The following is a 16,655-nucleotide window of genomic DNA, read 5'->3' as shown; positions in this document are numbered from 1 at the left end:
ATACATGATCCTGCCCCTGGCCGGCCGGGAGGGGGTGTCCTTCCGGTTGTTGGTCTGGGTGGGCAGTCAGGCCGAAACCGACGCGACGCGCGGCATCGCCCACTTCGTCGAGCACATGGCCTTTCGCTCCACCCGGCGGTTTCCCGACGGGGCGCTGGACCGAGCCATGGCCCAGGCCGGGGCGGCGTGGGGACGCGACCACAACGCCTTCACCAGCCGGTGGACCACCACCTATCACCTGGACCTGCCCACCAGCGACGCCGCCGGGATCGGCCCGGGCCTCGACTGGCTGCGCGACGTCGGCGACGGCCTGTTGTTCCGCCCCGAGGAGGTGGCCGCCGAACGGGGCGTGGTGCTGGCCGAGCGCCTGGACCGGCTGGGGACCGGGGACGCGACCGCCGAGCAGGAGACCGCCTTTCACTTCCGCCCGGAGGACACTCTGAGCCCCGCCGGCGCCGTCGCCACCCTGAACGCCACGACGCCCGAGGACCTGCGGGCCTTCCACGCCAAATGGTACCGTCCGGACCGCAGCCTCATCGTCGTAACCGGCGATGTGAAGCCCGAGGCCATGATCGCCGAGCTGGAGCGCCGCCTCGGGGGATGGGCCGGGGCTGGGGCGCGGCCGCGGATGCCCGATAGCCCGGCCCCCGAGCCGCCGGACGCGCCGGCAGCCCTGGTCCTGGCGCCCGTGCGCCTGCCCACCCAGAGCATGGCCTGTCGCAACACCCCTTGGCCAGAGGCCGACGACGCCCTCAAGGACCTGAGCGAGGACCTGCGCGAATCGGTGCTGCTGGAGATCGCCAACCGGCGGCTGTCGCGGGCTGCGGCGGCCACCCGAGGGGTCTTCGCCCTGCAGTTCGACACCTTGGGTCAGTATGACACCCGCCAGGTCGCCTGCATCCGCGCAAGCCACGGCCCTAAAATGGGCCTGACCGCCCTGAGCCTCGCCCAGGCGACCCTGCGCGCCTTCGCCGCCGAAGGACCGAACCAGGGCGAGATCGACGCCGCCATCGCCATTGAGCGCGCCCGGGCGCGGGGCGCCCTGACCGAGCAGGCCAGCGTCACCGCCGCCCAGGTCGCCGACGAACTGGTCTATTCGGCCGTCTACGGGCCGTCTTTCCTGCATCCCCACCAGATGATGCGGCAGATCAGTCGCGGGGCGCAGCTTCTGACCCCTGAGCGTCTCGCCCAGGCTTTCGCCGCCCTTTGGCCGGAGGGAACGCCGCCGACCCTGTCGGTGGAAGACATCGGTCTGACCGAGGCCGCCGTGATCGCAGGTTGGCGATCAGGAGAAGCCGCGCAACTGAGCGCGGCGTTTCCGCCGCCCGCCCCCCTCACCTACGACTTTGGCCCGGCGGGCCGCGTCGTGCGCCGGGAGGCTTTGGCCCAGGGCGCCACCCGCCTGACCTTCGCCAATGGTCTGGTGCTGAACCACATGGCCAGCGACCGGGCGCCCGGACAGGTCCAGCTGGTCATCCGCATGGGACCCAGCGCCCGGCGGCTCAGCGCCCGGGACTTCGTGGCCGCGTCCGCCGCCGCCGCCATCCTGCCCAGCGCCGGGGTGCAGGGCTGGGGCTTCGCCGCCCTGCAGGAGCTCAACGCCGATTGGGACTCGACGTTTGGCGCCGACCTCAGCGACGCGGGTCTCGTCATCAGCGCCAGAAGCTTCTCGGGTCAGGTCGCCCGCCATCTGGCCCTGATCACCGCCCATCTCATGGCGCCAGGATTCGATGTCGAGGTCGCCGATCGCATGGCGCTGCTGGCCGATAGCCTGGAGCAGGGCAGGCGGCTCGATCCCCTTGATGCGGTCCGGAGCGCCTTCGGCCACGCCGTCTGGCCCGACACGGCCGGCGCGGCGGGGGATCCGGAAACCTATCGGCGCCTGACGCCGGAGGATTTGCGAGCCGCGCTCACCCCCCATCTGACCACAGGCCCGGCGCAGCTGACCCTGGTGGGCGACATCAGCGAGGCCGAGGCGATCACCGTCGCGGCGGCCACCCTGGGGGCCAGGCCGCCGCGCCCGGCCCCACGTCCGGCGACCGAGCGCCCCCCGCTGGATTACTCCGCCGCCCCAGCCGCCCCCATCGAGGTCACCCACCAGGGCCCCGCCGAACGGGCCGCCGGGCGCATCTATTGGAGCCGCCCGCCTGTCAGGGTCGTGGAACACCAGGCTGCGGCCCTGGTCCTGAGCGCCATGCTGGAAAACGCCGTGATCGAGGAGACCCGGCGGCGACAGGGCCGCACCTATTCCCCCGCCGCGGACCTGGATGGCGGGCTCGACAGCCCCGACCACATCGCCCTCTATGTGGAGGTCACGCCTGAGGCGCAGAGCCTGGATGAGATCAGGGACGCCGTGCTGCGGACCGCAGAGTCCTTCGTCGCCGCGCCGCCGAGCCTTGCAGCCCTGGAGCAGGTCCGCCGGCCCCTTTTGACCCAGCTCGAAGCCACGAGGCACTCCGACGCCTATTGGGCCCAGGCCCTGGCCAGTCCCACCGACTGGGACACCATGCGGGTCAAGCTCGACCGGCTGGACCAGGCCCTGACCCAGATGACGCCCGCCGACCTCCACGCCCTGGCCAGGCCCTGGCTGTCCCAGCCGCCGATCATCGTTCTGGCCCGCCCGGCGGCGTCCGAAGGAGCCGCGCAATGACCACAAAATCTCCGACCTTCGCCCTGGCCCTGGCCCTGGCCGCCGGAACGCTTCTGGCCAGTCTGGCCGCGCCCCTGTCCGCCGAACCGTCGGCGCCGGATGGCGTCCTGCCGCCCGAGGCGGAGGCCTGTTGGGACGCCGACCCCAACGAAGACCCCGAGACGACCCTCGTCCTCTGCCGCACAGCCCTGGCCACGGCCCCGAACGAGGAAGCACGCTCCGCCATCCATGCGTGGATCGCCCTGGCGGCCTCAGCGGTCAGCGACCACGACTCAGCCATCGCCGCCGCCGATCGCGCCTTAGCGCTCCATCCCTCGGTGGAGGTCCTGAACCTTGCGGCCCAGCTTCGCTTGTCCGCCGGGCGCTATGGAGACTCCCTGTCCTTCGCCGAATCCGCCCTTCGCCAGGCCCCGGGCGACACGGAACTGCAGCGAACCCGGCTGGTCAGCTACGCCCTCCTGGGCCGGCGCACCGAGGTGATTGCTGACCTTGAGCGATTGCACCGCGAGAGGCCCGACGACATCCAGGTGGCCTTGATCCTGGTCGGCGCTCTCAACGATATCGACGCGACCCGGAAGCGGGATCAGATCCTTGACCGCGCGATCACCCGCCACCCCAAGGCCCCGGAGCTCCGCGTCGCCCGGGCGATCATTCGGATGCCCGCCAAGCCCGGCGAGACCCGGAAAGATCTTGATGTCGCGATCGCCGAGAGCCCTACGGGGGAGGCCCATGGGCTGCGAGCCTTCGCGCGCCTCGCCGCCGGCGACGCCGATGGCGGGCGCGCTGACCTCGGCGCGATCACCGACCCCGCGTCCCTGGGCGACGTGGCCCTGGTCTATGCCTCGTTCGCCGCTCAGATGGCCGGGGACCTGGGGGGCGCCCTGGTCTTCGCCGAGCATTTTGTGGCGTCCGCCACACCAGGCGACCTTCCGACAAGCCTCGCCCGCCGCGGGCAGCTTCTGCTGGCGCAGGGCGAGCATGATCTGGCCAAGGCCGATTTTGAGCGCGCAGCCCTTCTGGACCCCGAAACGGCGACCGCCTGGGAGGGGCTCGGCGCCTTGGCCCAGGAGTCTGACCCCGCCCAGGCCGTCATCTTCTATCGAAGGGCTCACGCGCTCGATCCGGACGACGCCAAGTTCGAGGTCGGCCTGGCCGACGCCCTGTACTGGAACGGCGACTATCCGGCGGCGGAAGCCGGCTATGTCAACCTCCTGAAGCGCTATCCGAATGACCCGGACCTTCACGCCGCCCTGGCGGTGACCCTGCTCCGGCTGAACCGCATCAAGGACGCCGACCGGCCCAGCGCGCGGGCCCTGGCGCTCGCCCCGGATAACACCGACTACATCATGATCCGCGGCGAGGCGCTCTATATGCTGGGCGACGGCGCGCGCGCCTTGGAGCAGCTGGAGAAACTCCCGGCCGCCGGCGCCGACAGCGCCTATTCCCGCTACATCACCGCCGTCATCCGCCGCAACCAGGGCGACTACGAGGCGGCCCTGCGGGAGGCCGATGCGGGCCTGGCCCTGGCCCCCGACGATCCGGACTTGATGGAGGAAAAGGGCGGTGTCTACTACATGCTCGACGACCCCCTCAGCGCCCGGGAGTGGCTCGACAAGGCCCTGGAGATCAATCCCCGCATGGCGGGCGCCCTCTTTGTCCGGGGCCTCGTCCGCGCTGAACTGGGGGACGCCGAGGGCGCCGCCGCCGACCAGGCCGCGGCCATCGCCCTCGACCCCAGCCTCGCCGAAACGCGTTAGGCCAGGGCCGCCAGGACCGCGTCGCCCATCTGGACCGTGGTGAGCGCGCCGCCCAGGTCGCGGGTGCGGGCGCCATCTTCCAGGGCCTTGATCACCGCGGCCTGCAGCCTGTCGGCGGCCTCAGCCCGGCCCAGCGACCAGCGCAGGGCCATCTCGAACGACAGGATGGCGGCCAGGGGATTGGCCACGCCTTGGCCGGCGATATCCGGCGCCGAGCCGTGGATCGGCTCATAGAGGCCCGGCTTGCCCGGCGCGCCCAGGGCCGCCGAGGGCAGCATGCCGAGCGACCCGGTCAGCTGGGCCGCGGCGTCCGACAGGATGTCGCCGAACAGATTGTCGGTGACCATGATGTCGAACTGCTTGGGGTTCTTGACGATCTGCATGGCCGCATTGTCGGCCAGGATATGCTCCAGCTCGACATCGGCGAATTCGCGGGCGTGCAGGTCGGTGACCACTTCGCGCCACAGCAGGCCGGAATCCATCACATTGGACTTCTCGGCCGAATGCACCTTGTTGCGCCGGCCCCGGGCCAGCTCGAAGGCCACCCGGGCGACCCGCTCGATCTCGGCGGTCGTATAGACCTGGGTGTCCACGGCCCGCTTGCCGCCACCGGGCAGGTCCTCGATGAAGCGCGGCTCGCCGAAATAGATGCCCCCGGTCAGCTCGCGCACGATCATGAAGTCGAGGCCCTCGACCAGCTCGCGCTTGAGCGAAGACGCATCGGCCAGCGGCCCAAAGCACAGGGCCGGGCGCAGATTGGCGAACACCTCCATCCCCGCCCGCAGGGCCAGCAGGCCGGCCTCGGGGCGCTTGTCGCGGGGAACGCCGGCCCATTTCGGCCCGCCGACGGCGCCCATCAGGACCGCCTTGGACGCCTTGGCCAGCGCCAGGGTCTCGTCGGTCAGGGGCGAGCCCGCCTGGTCATAGCTGATCCCACCGAAGGGGCGCTCTTCGACCACCAGGTCGGGGGTGAGCGCGGCGATCACGCGGCGGACCTCGGAGATCACTTCGGGGCCGATGCCATCGCCCGGCAGGAGAAGAAGGTCGGTCATGGTCATCGCCCCGTCGCTGGTCTCTCAGGCGGGAAACTACACCGCCCGTTGCGAGGCGACCTCGTAGGCGATGAGGCGGCGATCGGAAACCCCGAATTCCGGCCAGGCCGCCCGCCAGGCGGCCAGATGCGGCGTAGCGAAGTGGGCGTCCAGGGCGGCCTGATCGCGCCAGGCCTCAAAGACCCGGATCAGGCCGGGCTCCGCCACGTCCTGCGCGTAGGCATATTCCAGGCAGCCGTCCTCGGCCCGGCTGGCCTCCAGCATGGCGCGCATGTGAGGGCGGAAGGCCTCGAGATTCTCAGGGGGAACGCGGATCGTCCCGGCGATGACCAGGCTCACGCCCGTTCCAGCCATGGGGTGTCCAGGGCCCGGGCGCTCTCATAGACGTCGATATCGGGCGCCTTCTGCAGGGTCTCGCCGATGGCGTCGAGGCCGTTGAGCATCTTGTGCTTGCGGCTGGGATCGATCTCGAAGTCATAGACCCGGCCGTCCGGCGCGGTGACCGTCTGGGCCGCCAGATCGACGCTGATCACGTGATTGCCGCCCCGGGCCTGGGCCATCAGGTCCTCAACGGCCTGGGCCGGCAGCACCACCGGCAACAGGCCGTTCTGGACGCAGGGATTGTAGAAGATGTCGGCGAAGCTGGTGGAGATCACGCAGCTGATCCCGAAGTCCAGCAGGGCCCAGGGGGCGTGCTCACGGCTCGAACCGCAGCCAAAATTGTCCCCGGCGATCAGCACGCCCGCATCCTTATAGGCCGGCTGGTTCAGCACGAAGTCGGGCTTCTCGCGGCCCGCCTCGTCGAAGCGGAAGTCGTAGAACAGCCCCTTGGACAGGCCGATCCGGTCCACCGTCTTCAGGAACTGCTTGGGGATGATCTGGTCGGTGTCGATGTTGGACAGGGCCAGGGGGGCGGCCTTGGCGTCGATCCGCGTAAACGGTTTCATCAAGCGGTCTCCGAAGGCGCTAGGGGCGCGCTCTGCTGAATCATCAAAGCCGGCAAGCCAGGGGCGCCTGTCCGCACGGTGAAGACCTGGGTGCCGGGCTTACGGCCCTGGCGCAGGTCTGACAGGTCCCAGCCCCCAGCGGCCAGACGGGCGTGGACGGCGGCGGGATCGCTGACCCGCCAGGCCAGGCCTCCGCAGGTGTCCGGCGCATCGGTGACCGGCGCCTTCAAGCTGGCGCCAAACTCCACCACCGCTGCGCCACAGCGGAAGAAGAGCTGGCGGGCGCCCCAGTCGGGGTTCGAACGGTCCAGGCGCAGATCCAGGCCAAGCTTGGCGCCATAGACGGCCAGGGCGCGCTCAGGATTGGGCGTGCGGACCACCACATGGTCGAGCTCGGTGACCGCCGCATCCTCTCCCTCCGTCGGGGCCGAGAGGGGCCAGGGCTGGCCATCCCGGGGCGGGGCGGTGAGCAGGATGTTCATGCCGCCGACAGCGCCGGCGTCGAGGGTCGAGGTGGTCCAGTAGCGCTTGGCGCTGTCGTCACGGGTGGAGCGCACCGGTCCAGGATCGGTGGCGCCGATCCCGCGGCGGCGCAGCAGGGCGACGGCGGCCTCGATGTCGGGGGTGGTGAAGGCCAGCGCCCAGACCCCCTCGCCATGGGCCTCCAGATGGGCGGCGATGACTGCGCCAAAGCCGCCGTCGCCAACCGGCGCAATCACGTCCAGGGCCATATTGGGCAGCTGGAACCAGGCGTGCCGGGCGCCCCCGTCGCCGCCGACCCAGTTCGGCGTCCGCCCCAGCAGGCGGGTATAGGCGTCCACCGCCTGATCCAGGTCGCGGACCGCCAGGGCCACATGGTCGAGGCCTGAGATCATCAGATGAAGTCGCGCACGTCGGTCAGATGGCCGGCGATGGCCGCCGCCGCCGCCATGGCCGGGCTGAGCAGGTGGGTGCGCCCGCCCCGGCCCTGACGGCCCTCGAAATTGCGGTTGGAGGTCGAGGCGCAGCGCTCGCCCGGCGCCAGGCGATCGGGGTTCATGCCCAGGCACATGGAGCAGCCGGGCTCGCGCCAGTCAAAGCCCGCGGCCTTGAAGATGGCGTCCAGCCCCTCATCCTCGGCCTGAGCCTTCACCAGGCCAGAGCCCGGCACGACCATGGCCCGCACATGGGGGGCCACCAGCCGGCCCTCCAGGAAGGCCTTCTGCACGACGGCGGCCGCAGCCCGCAGGTCCTCAATCCGGCTGTTGGTGCACGAGCCGATGAACACCCGGTCGATCTTCGCCTCGGTGATCGGCTGGCCGGCTGTCAGGCCCATATAGTCGAGCGCCCGCTCGGCCGAGGCCCGCTTGTCCGGCGTGGCGAAGCTGGCCGGATCGGGCACCCGCCCGTCGATGGGCATGACGTCCTCAGGGGACGTGCCCCAGGTCACCAGGGGGGCGATCTGGCCGGCGTCCAGGGCGATCTCCCGGTCGAACACCGCGTCATCGTCGGTGAAGAAGCTCTTCCAGTGGGCGACGGCCATATCCCAGGCCGCGCCCTTGGGCGCCGCCGGCCGGCCACGGATATAGTCGAAGGTGGTCTCGTCCGGCGCCACCAGGCCCGCCCGCGCCCCGGCCTCGATGGTCAGGTTGCACAGGGTCATGCGCCCTTCCATGGACAGCGCCCGGATCGCCTCGCCGGCATATTCGATCACATGGCCGGTGCCGCCGGCCGTGCCGATGGCGCCGATGACGGCGAGCGCGAAGTCCTTGGCGCCCACGCCAGGCGCCGGCGTCCCGTCGATGGTGACCCGCATATTCTTCGACTTGGCCTGGCGCAGGGTCTGGGTGGCCAGCACATGCTCGACCTCGGACGTGCCAATGCCCTGGGCGAGCGCCCCGAAGGCGCCGTGGGTCGAGGTGTGGGAATCCCCGCAGACGATGGTCATGCCCGGCTGGGTGCGGCCCTGCTCAGGCCCCACCACATGGACGATCCCGTTCCGCAGATCGCCCATGGGGAAGTATTCGATGCCATTCTCGGCGACATTGCGCTCCAGGGTCAGGAGCTGCAGGCGGGCCTCCTCATCGGCCACCGCGCCGGCGCCCAGGGCCTGGCCCTCGGTGGGCACATTGTGGTCGGCCACCGCCAGGGTACGGTCGGGCCGTCGCACCGGGCGACCGGCGGCGCGCAGGCCGGCGAAGGCCTGGGGCGTGGTCACCTCGTGGATCAGGTGAAGGTCGATGTAGAGGATCGTCTCCCCGTCCCCTTCGGCGACGAGGTGAGCGTCCCAGATCTTGTCATAGAGCGTCTTGGCGGCCATGGGCGGCTATGTAGGTGGGCGAAGGCCGTCCCGTAAAGGTCACACGCATCCTCACAGCCCCCACGATTTCGCCGGCTGCGGTTTCGGCCCGACGCCAAACCCGATAGGACGGGTCCCCATGAGCCTCGAGAGCGACCCGCAGGACGAGCGCGACCTCGACCGGGCGACCGCCCTGATGATGGTGGACTCCGCCGCCGCTACGGCGGTGACGGCGGTCACATCGGGCATCGTGCTGGCCGCCTTCGCCCTCCATCTGGGGGCGTCGAACGCGGTCATCGGCCTGCTGGCCGCCCTGCCCTTCCTGACCCAACTGATCCAGGCCCCGGCTGTCCCCCTGGTGGAGAAGCTGCGCCGGCGACGGCTGATCGCCTCGAGCGCGGCCTTTACCGCCCGGCTGGCCCTGCCGATCATGGTCGCCATCGCGCTCCTGCCGCACAACGCCTGGAGCCTGACGGCCCTGGTCGCCACCCAGGTGATGATCGGCTCCCTGGGCGCGGTGACCAGCTGCGCCTGGAATTCCTGGGTCCGGGACCTGATTCCCGAGGCGCGCCTGGGCGCCTTCACCGCCAAGCGCACGATGATCGCCACCGGGGTGACTCTCAGTGTGACCATCCTGTCGGGGGTGGCCCTCGACCAGGCGGCGCCGGAGAACCGGGGCATGGTCTTTGCGGCCTTCTTCGGGGTCGCCTTCGTCCTCGGCATGATCAGCGTGGCGGCGCTCGCCCGCACGCCGGAGCCGACCATGCCGCCGCCAGCCGCCGGCGTGAATCTCTATCGCCTGCTACGCGCGCCTCTGCGGGACGAGAATTTCCGCCGCCTGATCCTGTTTCTGTCGAGCTGGCAGTTCGCCGTGAACCTGGCGAGCCCGTTCTTCACCGTCTATTTCATCACCCAGCTGAACTATCCGCTGACCTTTGTCATGGCGCTGAGCGTGGTCAGCCAGATCGCCAATATCGGGGTGCTGCGGTTCTGGGGGCAGCTCAGCGACCGGTTCTCCAACAAGTCGGTGCTGGCGGTGACGGCGCCGGCCTACATCCTCTGTATCGCCGCCACGGCGCTCACCTCGCAGATCGACGACCGGCAGCTGGCCGGCGCCTATCTGGTGGGTTTGCACATCGTCCTGGGCGCCGCAGCCGCCGGGGTGGGTCTGGCCACGGTGAATATCGCCCTGAAGCTGGCCCCCCGGGGCGGTGCGACCGCCTACATCGCCGCCAACACCCTGATCACCTCCATGGCGGCGGCCGCCGCCCCCATCCTGGGGGGTCTGTTCGCCGACTTCTTCTCCGCCCGCCAGCTTGAACTGCTCATTCGCTGGTCGCGGCCAGGAGAGGATCTCGATGTCCTGCACCTGGCCTTCAACAACTGGGACTTCTACTTCCTGATGTCGGCCCTGCTGGGCCTCTACGCCCTCCACCGCCTGACCCTGGTGCGCGAGGAGGGCGAGATCGAGCACAAGGAGATGGTCCAGCAGATGATGACCGAGGCCCGGCGGGTGGTGGCCAACCTCTCGCCGGTGGCCGGCCTGAAGATGATGCACGCCTTCCCCGCCGGCCGGCTGATGGAGCGTCGCCGCCGCCGCCGGCCTGAGCGGGAGGCCGAGCAGCAGGCCCTGGCCGAGGCGGCGGAAGCGGCGGACGCCCCAACCAGCTGAACGACCAGCTGAACGACCAGCCTGGCCGAACATTGTGCGGCGAAGCTGTAATCCCCATCATCTGATCATGCCGTCGAACACCGCCGCCGACTGGGACCTGTTCCAGAGCCTGCACGCCGTCCTGGAGACAGGCAGCCTTTCCGCCGCCGCCCGGGTCAGGGGCGTCGCCCAGCCCACCATCGGCCGGCATATCGAGACCCTGGAGCAGCGCCTGGGCTCCCCGCTCTTTCTGCGCTCGCCCCGTGGGCTGCAGCCGACAGAACTGGCCCTGGAGCTTCGCCCCCGGCTGGAGGACATGGCCGCCGCCGCGGCCGCCGCCCTGCGCGATGTGGCGGACGCCGCGACCCAGACTGGCGGAGCGGTGCGGATCACCGCCAGCGAGATCATGGGCTGCGAGATCCTGCCGCCCATCCTGGCCGCCTTCCACGCCGCCCATCCGACCATCGAGGTGGAGCTGACCGTCTCAAACCGGCAGGCCGACCTGGCCCGCCGGGACGCCGACATCGCCGTGCGCATGACGCGTCCCACCCAGAACACCCTGGTGGGTCGGCGGATCGGCATGATCGATCTGGGTCTCTATGCCGCCCCGTCCTATGTCGCCCGCCACGGCCTGCCGGAGGACTTCGACGCCCTTGAGACCGGCCACGCCATGGTGGGTTTCGACGGGGTGGTTCCCCCCAAGCTTGACGGTCGGATTGACATCGGACGGCCCATCACCCGGGACCTGTTCGCCTTTCGCAGCGACAGCGACATCGCCCAGCTGGCGGCCCTGCGCGCGGGCCTGGGGATCGGGGCCTGCCAGACCCTGCTCGCCAGGCGCTATGGCCTGGTTCCGGTTCTCGCCGACCAGTTTGAGATCAATATGGAAATGTGGGTCTGCATGCCTGAGGGCCTGCGCACCACAAGGCGGATGCGGCTGATGTTCGATCACCTGGTGGCGGCCCTGTCAGAGCAACTCCGCCCGGACCGATGCTGAAAACGCAGAAAGGGCGGCTGCAGCAACCTGCAACCGCCCTTTGCGCATTCGTATGGACGAAAAAGGCCTAGCCTTCGGCGTCCTTCTTCTTGGGGGCGTGCGCGGCGGCCGAGGCCTCGGCGCGGGCGGTGCGTTCGGCCTTTTCGGCCTCGCGTTCGGCCGGAGTCATCTGGCGTTCGGCGATCCGCGCCGACTTGCCGCGACGATCACGCAGATAATAGAGCTTGGCGCGACGCACGACGCCGCGGCGCTTGACCTCGACGGACTCGATCATCGGCGAAAGGATCGGGAAGACCCGCTCCACACCCTCGCCGAAGGAAATCTTGCGGACGGTGAAGTTCTCGTCGACGCCCTCGCCCGAGCGGGCGATGCAGACGCCTTCATAGGCCTGCACGCGCTCGCGCTCGCCTTCCTTGATCTTCACATTGACGCGGACGGTGTCGCCCGGACGGAATTCGGGGAAGTTGCGGGCGGTCTTGAGGCGGTCGGCCTCTTCCTGGCGCAGCTGCTGGATCACGTTCATCGGTTCAGTTCCTTTGTCACTGGGCTTTACGCGCCCTTTGCCTGTTGATTGGCGAGATGCTGCGCCCACAAGTCCGGCCGCCGCTCCCGCGTGGTCTCTTCCCGCTGCTGCGCCCGCCATTTGGCGACCTCAGCATGGTGCCCAGAAAGCAGCACCGGCGGGATGTCGCGCCCTTCGAACGTCCGCGGTCTCGTGTACTGCGGATGCTCGAGGAGCCCGTCCTCAAAGCTCTCTTCACTCAAACTCAGCGCCTGGCCCAACACACCGGGCACAAGACGTACGCACGCCTCGATGGTCAGCATGGCCGCCACCTCGCCACCGGCGAGGACGACGTCGCCCACGGCGACCTCCTCGAACCCCCGGGCGTCGAGCACCCGTTGGTCCACCCCCTCGAACCGGCCGGCCAGGACGATGACGCCCGGACCCGCAGCCCATTGTTTCGCCCGCGCCTGGGTCAGGGGCCGACCCCGGGCGCTCATGTACAAAAGCGGCCGCCCTCGCCGCTCCACGCTGTCCAGCGCCGAAGCGATGACGTCCGCTCGCATCACCTGTCCGGGACCGCCACCCGCAGGGGTGTCGTCCAGGAAGCCGCGCTTATCCTTGGAAAAGGCGCGAATGTCCACTGTTTCCAACGTCCAGAGCCCCTGTTCGCGCCAAGCGGTTCCGATCAGGGAAACCCCCAGCGGGCCGGGAAAGGCCTCGGGAAACATGGTCAGGACAGTGGCGTCAAAGGACATGGGCCCATCTGCACCGGAGGGCGGGCAAATGCCAAGACCCCGGCGCAGCCTTGCCGCGGCGGGCCTCAGCGGTTAAGCCCTGGCGCTTTCGCACCTGCAACATACGATAAGTCATTATGGACAGCCCCGAAATCCTGCCTGACACCCTGGCGCTGGAGCGCATTGAGCAGAACCTGTTCCGGGGCGTGAGCCCGCAGAGCGGCCCGCCCCGCATCTTCGGCGGCCAGGTGATCGCCCAGTCGCTGCTGGCGGCCTATGAGACCGTCGAAGAGCGCATGTGCCACTCGCTGCACTGCTACTTCATCCGGCCGGGCGATCCGCGCATCCCGATCCTGTTCGAGGTCGACCGCTCCCGGGACGGCGGCACCTTCACCACCCGCCGGGTGGTGGCCATCCAGAACGGCAAGCAGATCTTCAACCTCGCCGCCTCCTTCCAGGTGGTGGAGGACGGCTTCGACCACCAGGCGCCGATGCCCAAGGTCCCGGGACCCGACGAGCTGCCCACCGAGGCGGAGTCGATGAAGAAGGTGGCTGAAAAGATGCCGCCGGAGCTGCGCAAGATGATGTCGCGCCCCCGGCCCATCGAGATGCGCGGCCGTGACGCCTTCGGCTTTGGCGGAAACACCAAGCCTACCGAGGGCAAGTCCGACGTCTGGATTCGCGCCACCGGCGCCATCGGCGATGACCCGCGGATGCACCAGGTGATCCTGGCCTACGCCTCGGACATGAACCTGCTGTCCACCGCCATGCGCCCGCACGGCGTCGCCTGGCAGACGCCGGGCCTGCAGTCGGCCAGCCTCGACCACGCCATGTGGTTCCATAAGCCGTCCAATTTCAACGACTGGCACCTCTACACCCAGGACAGCCCCTCGGCGTCCGGCGGCCGCGGCTTCGTGCGCGGGGCCCTCTACACCCAGGACGGAACCCTGGTGGCCTCGGTCGCCCAGGAAGGCCTGATGCGGATGCGCAAGGGCGACTGAGCCGCTTCAGTTTGCGCCGCAGGCGCCGTCAAGGCGGGACACAAAGGGCACGAAGGGGCGCAAAGGACACAAAGGCCAAGCGGCTGACCCCTTGGTGTCCTTGGCTCTCTTCGTGTCCTTCGTGACCTTTTCTTCTTTGGCCTTCGGCCAGGTCCCGACCTACTCGGTCTCTTCTGGCGGGATGGCGATCAGCTTGCCCTCGGCCAGCTTCACCTCGGGCACATTGTCGCGGGTGAAGGGCAGCCACCAGGAGGGGCCGCTGGCCGGCTGGACCTCGAGCAGGTCGCCGGCCCCGAAATCCTGCACCGACTTCACCTCGCCCAGGCGCTCCCCCTCGGGGGTCTCAACTGAGGCCCCGATCAGGTCGGTCAGATAGAATTCGTCCTCCTCCGGGGCCGGCAGGGCCTCGCGGGGAATGAACAGGCGTAGGCCCCGGGCGGCCTCGGCCTGCTCGCGGGTCTCGATCTCCTTGGCCCTAGCCACCACCCCACCCTTGACGGGCCGGGCGCTGGTCAGCGTCAGGGCGGGCGAGCCGTCCTGGCGCAGCAGGGCCTTGAAGGCGCCCAGCGACATCGGGTCTTCGGTGAAGGTGGTGATGCGCACCTCGCCGCGGACGCCGAAGGCGCCGGCCACCCGGGCCACCTGGATCAGCTTGTCGGGCATGGCGCCTTCGCTTCTGAGGGTCTCGTGACCACCACATCCCGCCCCGCGTCATGGTCGGATCAAGTCCGACCATGACGTGAAGCAGGGCGGAAAGGGCCTTAGCCTTCCTTGGCGGTCGCGTCGTCAGCGGCCTCGGCGGCCGGCTCGACAGCGGCTTCTTCGGCGGCGGCAGGCGCTTCGGCGGGCGCGGCTTCAGCAGCCGGCGCTTCTTCAGCGGCGGGGGTTTCAGTCGCAGCTTCAGCAGCCGGCTCTTCGGCGGCGGGCGCTTCGGGCTCGGGCTCGGGCGCCGGTTGGGCGGCGGCTTCGGCGGCGGCGGTGGCGCGATCGGCCTCGCGCTGGGCGCGCTCCTCAGCCCGCTCCTTGGCCTTGCGGCCCGGCTCGGCCTTCTGCGGGTTGTTGCCGTGCTCCCACTTCACCAGGCCCTGCTGGGACAGGAAACGGGCGACGCGGTCGGTGGGCTGAGCGCCCTTTTTGACCCACTCTTCGATGCGCTCGATCTTCAGGACGACCCGGTTGGGGTCTTCCTTCTTGAGCAGCGGGTTGTAGGCGCCGACCTTCTCGATGAAGCGGCCGTCGCGGGGCGCGCGGCTGTCAGCGACGACGATGGAGTAATAGGGGCGCTTCTTGGCGCCGCCACGGGACAGACGAATCTTGAGCATGGATGTTCCTTGTGAGCTCTAGGATTTCTTGAAGGGGTTCACGCCCGGGGGCAGGCCGCCGCCCAGGCCGGGAAGTTTCGGGAGACCGCCGCCGAGGCCGCCCATACCGGGTCCGCCGAGGCCAGCGAGGCGGGCCTTGGCCTCCTCGATCTCCTGCGGCGAGGGCGGCTTGCCGCCGCCCAAGGCCTTCATCTTGGCCATGTCTGCGCCGCTGGCGCCGGTCAGCATGCCCGCCATCTTGGCGAAGCCCTTGCCCCCGTCGCGGCTCATCATCTTGAAGGCGTCGGCCATCTGGCGGTGCTGCTTCAGCAGCCGGTTGACCTCGGACACCTCGACGCCGGCGCCCTTGGCGATCCGGCGCTTGCGGGAAGCCTGAAGGATGTCGGGCTTCTTGCGCTCGATCTTGGTCATGGACGAGATGATCGCCGCCTGACGGTCAAGGGTCTTGTCCGAAACATTGGCCTCGGCCATCTGCTTCTTCATCTTCTGGACCCCGGGCAGGAAGCCCATCAGCCCCTCCATGCCGCCCATCTTCTTCATCTGGGCGAACTGGTCGGCCATCATGTCCAGGTCGAACTGGCCCTTGGCCAGCTTCTTGGCCATGACCTCGGCCTTGGCCTGGTCGAAGTCCTGAGCCGCCTTCTCCACCAGGGCGACCACATCGCCTTGTCCGAGGATCCGGCCGGCCACCCGGCGGGCGTCAAAGACGTCCAGGCCGTCGATCTTTTCCGAGACGCCCAGGAACTTGATGGGCAGGCCGGTGACCGCGCGCATGGACAGCGCCGCGCCCCCGCGGCCGTCGCCGTCCGAACGGGTCAGCACCAGGCCGGTGAGCGGCAGGCGCTCATGGAAGGCCTGCGCCGTGCGCACCGCGTCCTGGCCGGTGAGGGCGTCGGCCACCAGCAGGGTCTCGGACGGGTTGGCGATCCTGGCGATCTCGGCCGCCTCGGCCATCATCGCCTCGTCCAGGGTCGTGCGGCCGGCGGTGTCGAGGATCAGGACGTCATAGCCCTGCAGCTTGGCCGCCGAGAGCGCGCGCCGGGCGATGTCGGGGGCCGACTGGCCAGCCACGATGGGCAGGCTGTCGACGCCGGCCTGGGTCGCCAGGGTGGCCAGCTGCTCCATGGCCGCGGGCCGGCGGGTGTCCAGCGAGGCCAGCAGCACCTTCTTGCGTTCCCGAGACAGGCGCAGGGCCAGGCGGCCGGCGGTGGTGGTCTTGCCCGAGCCCTGCAGGCCGGCCATCATCATGACCGTCGGCGGGTTGAGGGAGAGGTTCAGCCCCTCGACCTCTTCGCCGCCCAGCATCTCCACCAGGCCGTCATAGGTGATCTTGATCACCTGGTCGGTGGGGCGGACCGAGCGGAGCACCTCTTCGCCCGAGGCGCGCTCCTTGGCCTTGGCGATGAAGTCGCGGACCACCGGCAGGGCCACATCGGCCTCCAGCAGGGCGATGCGAACCTCGCGCAGGGCCTCGTCGATGTGCTTTTCAGACAGCACCCCGTGGCCCGACAGACGGTCGAATACCCCGGAAAGCCGTTCAGAAAGTGCGTCGAACATTCCATCTCCCATGGCGTGACGGCGTCACGCCCGTTGTCTTCCGTGGCCCTGGCGGCCTGCGAACAGGAAAACCAGGAGCCCAAACGCGATCAACCCCCGTGGACGATCACGTCGACGGGGGGCCTCGCCGCCCTCGTCCCATATGGTGATGGGGGTCGTGGCGGGGGAGGGCGCTGACCGAGGTTGCGCCGGAAGGGGGGCTTA

General features: G+C 69.6%; 15 protein-coding genes. 5 read left to right on the top strand and 10 right to left on the bottom strand.

Features of this window, described 5'->3' with window-relative positions:
• Together Q7V15_RS01430 and Q7V15_RS01425 are read left to right on the top strand one after the other, a co-directional pair.
• A partial coding sequence (locus tag Q7V15_RS01430) for a pitrilysin family protein (protein WP_304753225.1) occupies positions 1 to 2,650 on the top strand: 2,650 nt, incomplete at its 5' end.
• The gene (locus Q7V15_RS01425) at positions 2,647 to 4,407 is read left to right on the top strand and encodes a tetratricopeptide repeat protein (RefSeq protein WP_304753224.1); all 1,761 of its coding nucleotides are present in this window, start codon (positions 2,647 to 2,649) and stop codon (positions 4,405 to 4,407) included. The genes Q7V15_RS01430 and Q7V15_RS01425, both read left to right, overlap by 4 nt.
• Here Q7V15_RS01425 and leuB read toward each other — a convergent pair.
• From leuB to leuC, 5 genes are read right to left on the bottom strand one after another with little or no spacing between them, the layout of a single operon-like run.
• The gene (gene leuB, locus Q7V15_RS01420) at positions 4,404 to 5,459 is read right to left on the bottom strand and encodes a 3-isopropylmalate dehydrogenase (protein ID WP_304753223.1); all 1,056 of its coding nucleotides are present in this window, start codon (positions 5,457 to 5,459) and stop codon (positions 4,404 to 4,406) included. The two genes, Q7V15_RS01425 and leuB, sit on opposite strands and share 4 nt — an antisense overlap.
• Before the next feature lie 36 nt (positions 5,460 to 5,495).
• Positions 5,496 to 5,813, bottom strand: coding sequence for a putative quinol monooxygenase (locus Q7V15_RS01415; RefSeq protein ID WP_304753221.1), 318 nt, complete (start codon positions 5,811 to 5,813; stop codon positions 5,496 to 5,498).
• Positions 5,795 to 6,406 carry a 3-isopropylmalate dehydratase small subunit gene (gene leuD, locus Q7V15_RS01410; protein ID WP_304753219.1) on the bottom strand — a complete coding sequence of 204 codons (612 nt, stop codon included), beginning with the start codon at positions 6,404 to 6,406 and terminating at the stop codon, positions 5,795 to 5,797. The genes Q7V15_RS01415 and leuD overlap by 19 nt, the downstream gene beginning before the upstream one ends.
• The gene (locus Q7V15_RS01405; RefSeq protein WP_304753217.1) at positions 6,406 to 7,281 is read right to left on the bottom strand and encodes a VOC family protein; all 876 of its coding nucleotides are present in this window, start codon (positions 7,279 to 7,281) and stop codon (positions 6,406 to 6,408) included. Before Q7V15_RS01405 ends, leuD begins: the two co-directional genes overlap by 1 nt.
• The gene (leuC, locus tag Q7V15_RS01400; RefSeq protein ID WP_304753215.1) at positions 7,281 to 8,705 is read right to left on the bottom strand and encodes a 3-isopropylmalate dehydratase large subunit; all 1,425 of its coding nucleotides are present in this window, start codon (positions 8,703 to 8,705) and stop codon (positions 7,281 to 7,283) included. Before leuC ends, Q7V15_RS01405 begins: the two co-directional genes overlap by 1 nt.
• Before the next feature lie 118 nt (positions 8,706 to 8,823).
• On the opposite strand from leuC, the gene Q7V15_RS01395 reads away from it, so the two are divergent.
• Together Q7V15_RS01395 and Q7V15_RS01390 are read left to right on the top strand one after the other, a co-directional pair.
• Entirely contained in the window at positions 8,824 to 10,356 is a 1,533-nt protein-coding gene (locus Q7V15_RS01395; RefSeq protein ID WP_304753214.1) for an MFS transporter, read from the top strand.
• A gap of 67 nt (positions 10,357 to 10,423) precedes the next feature.
• Complete coding sequence (locus Q7V15_RS01390; protein ID WP_304753212.1) at positions 10,424 to 11,332, top strand: LysR family transcriptional regulator; 909 nt, start codon at positions 10,424 to 10,426, stop codon at positions 11,330 to 11,332.
• Between the two features lie 67 nt (positions 11,333 to 11,399).
• On the opposite strand, the gene rplS is transcribed toward Q7V15_RS01390, so the two are convergent.
• Positions 11,400 to 11,855 (bottom strand): 50S ribosomal protein L19, encoded by a 456-nt coding sequence (rplS, locus tag Q7V15_RS01385; RefSeq protein WP_304753210.1) that lies wholly within the window; start codon positions 11,853 to 11,855, stop codon positions 11,400 to 11,402.
• A 26-nt stretch (positions 11,856 to 11,881) separates the two neighbouring features.
• The gene (trmD, locus tag Q7V15_RS01380) at positions 11,882 to 12,592 is read right to left on the bottom strand and encodes a tRNA (guanosine(37)-N1)-methyltransferase TrmD (RefSeq protein ID WP_304753208.1); all 711 of its coding nucleotides are present in this window, start codon (positions 12,590 to 12,592) and stop codon (positions 11,882 to 11,884) included.
• 116 nt (positions 12,593 to 12,708) lie between these two features.
• On the opposite strand from trmD, the gene tesB reads away from it, so the two are divergent.
• The gene (gene tesB / locus Q7V15_RS01375; RefSeq protein WP_304753206.1) at positions 12,709 to 13,572 is read left to right on the top strand and encodes an acyl-CoA thioesterase II; all 864 of its coding nucleotides are present in this window, start codon (positions 12,709 to 12,711) and stop codon (positions 13,570 to 13,572) included.
• Between the two features lie 159 nt (positions 13,573 to 13,731).
• Here the strand turns inward: tesB and rimM are convergent, their stop codons facing one another.
• The 3 genes from rimM to ffh all read right to left on the bottom strand — a co-directional run bounded on the left by rimM (position 13,732) and on the right by ffh (position 16,451).
• Positions 13,732 to 14,235, bottom strand: a complete 504-nt coding sequence (gene rimM, locus Q7V15_RS01370; protein WP_304753204.1) for a ribosome maturation factor RimM — start codon at positions 14,233 to 14,235, stop codon at positions 13,732 to 13,734.
• 98 nt (positions 14,236 to 14,333) lie between these two features.
• Complete coding sequence (gene rpsP / locus Q7V15_RS01365; RefSeq protein WP_304753203.1) at positions 14,334 to 14,894, bottom strand: 30S ribosomal protein S16; 561 nt, start codon at positions 14,892 to 14,894, stop codon at positions 14,334 to 14,336.
• A gap of 18 nt (positions 14,895 to 14,912) precedes the next feature.
• Positions 14,913 to 16,451, bottom strand: a complete 1,539-nt coding sequence (gene ffh / locus Q7V15_RS01360; RefSeq protein ID WP_304753201.1) for a signal recognition particle protein — start codon at positions 16,449 to 16,451, stop codon at positions 14,913 to 14,915.
• Between the last annotated feature and the right edge of the window lie 204 nt (positions 16,452 to 16,655).

This window comes from Phenylobacterium sp., assembly GCF_030651755.1.
Taxonomy (GTDB): domain Bacteria; phylum Pseudomonadota; class Alphaproteobacteria; order Caulobacterales; family Caulobacteraceae; genus Phenylobacterium.
This window is presented reverse-complemented; position numbering and strand designations above follow the sequence as displayed.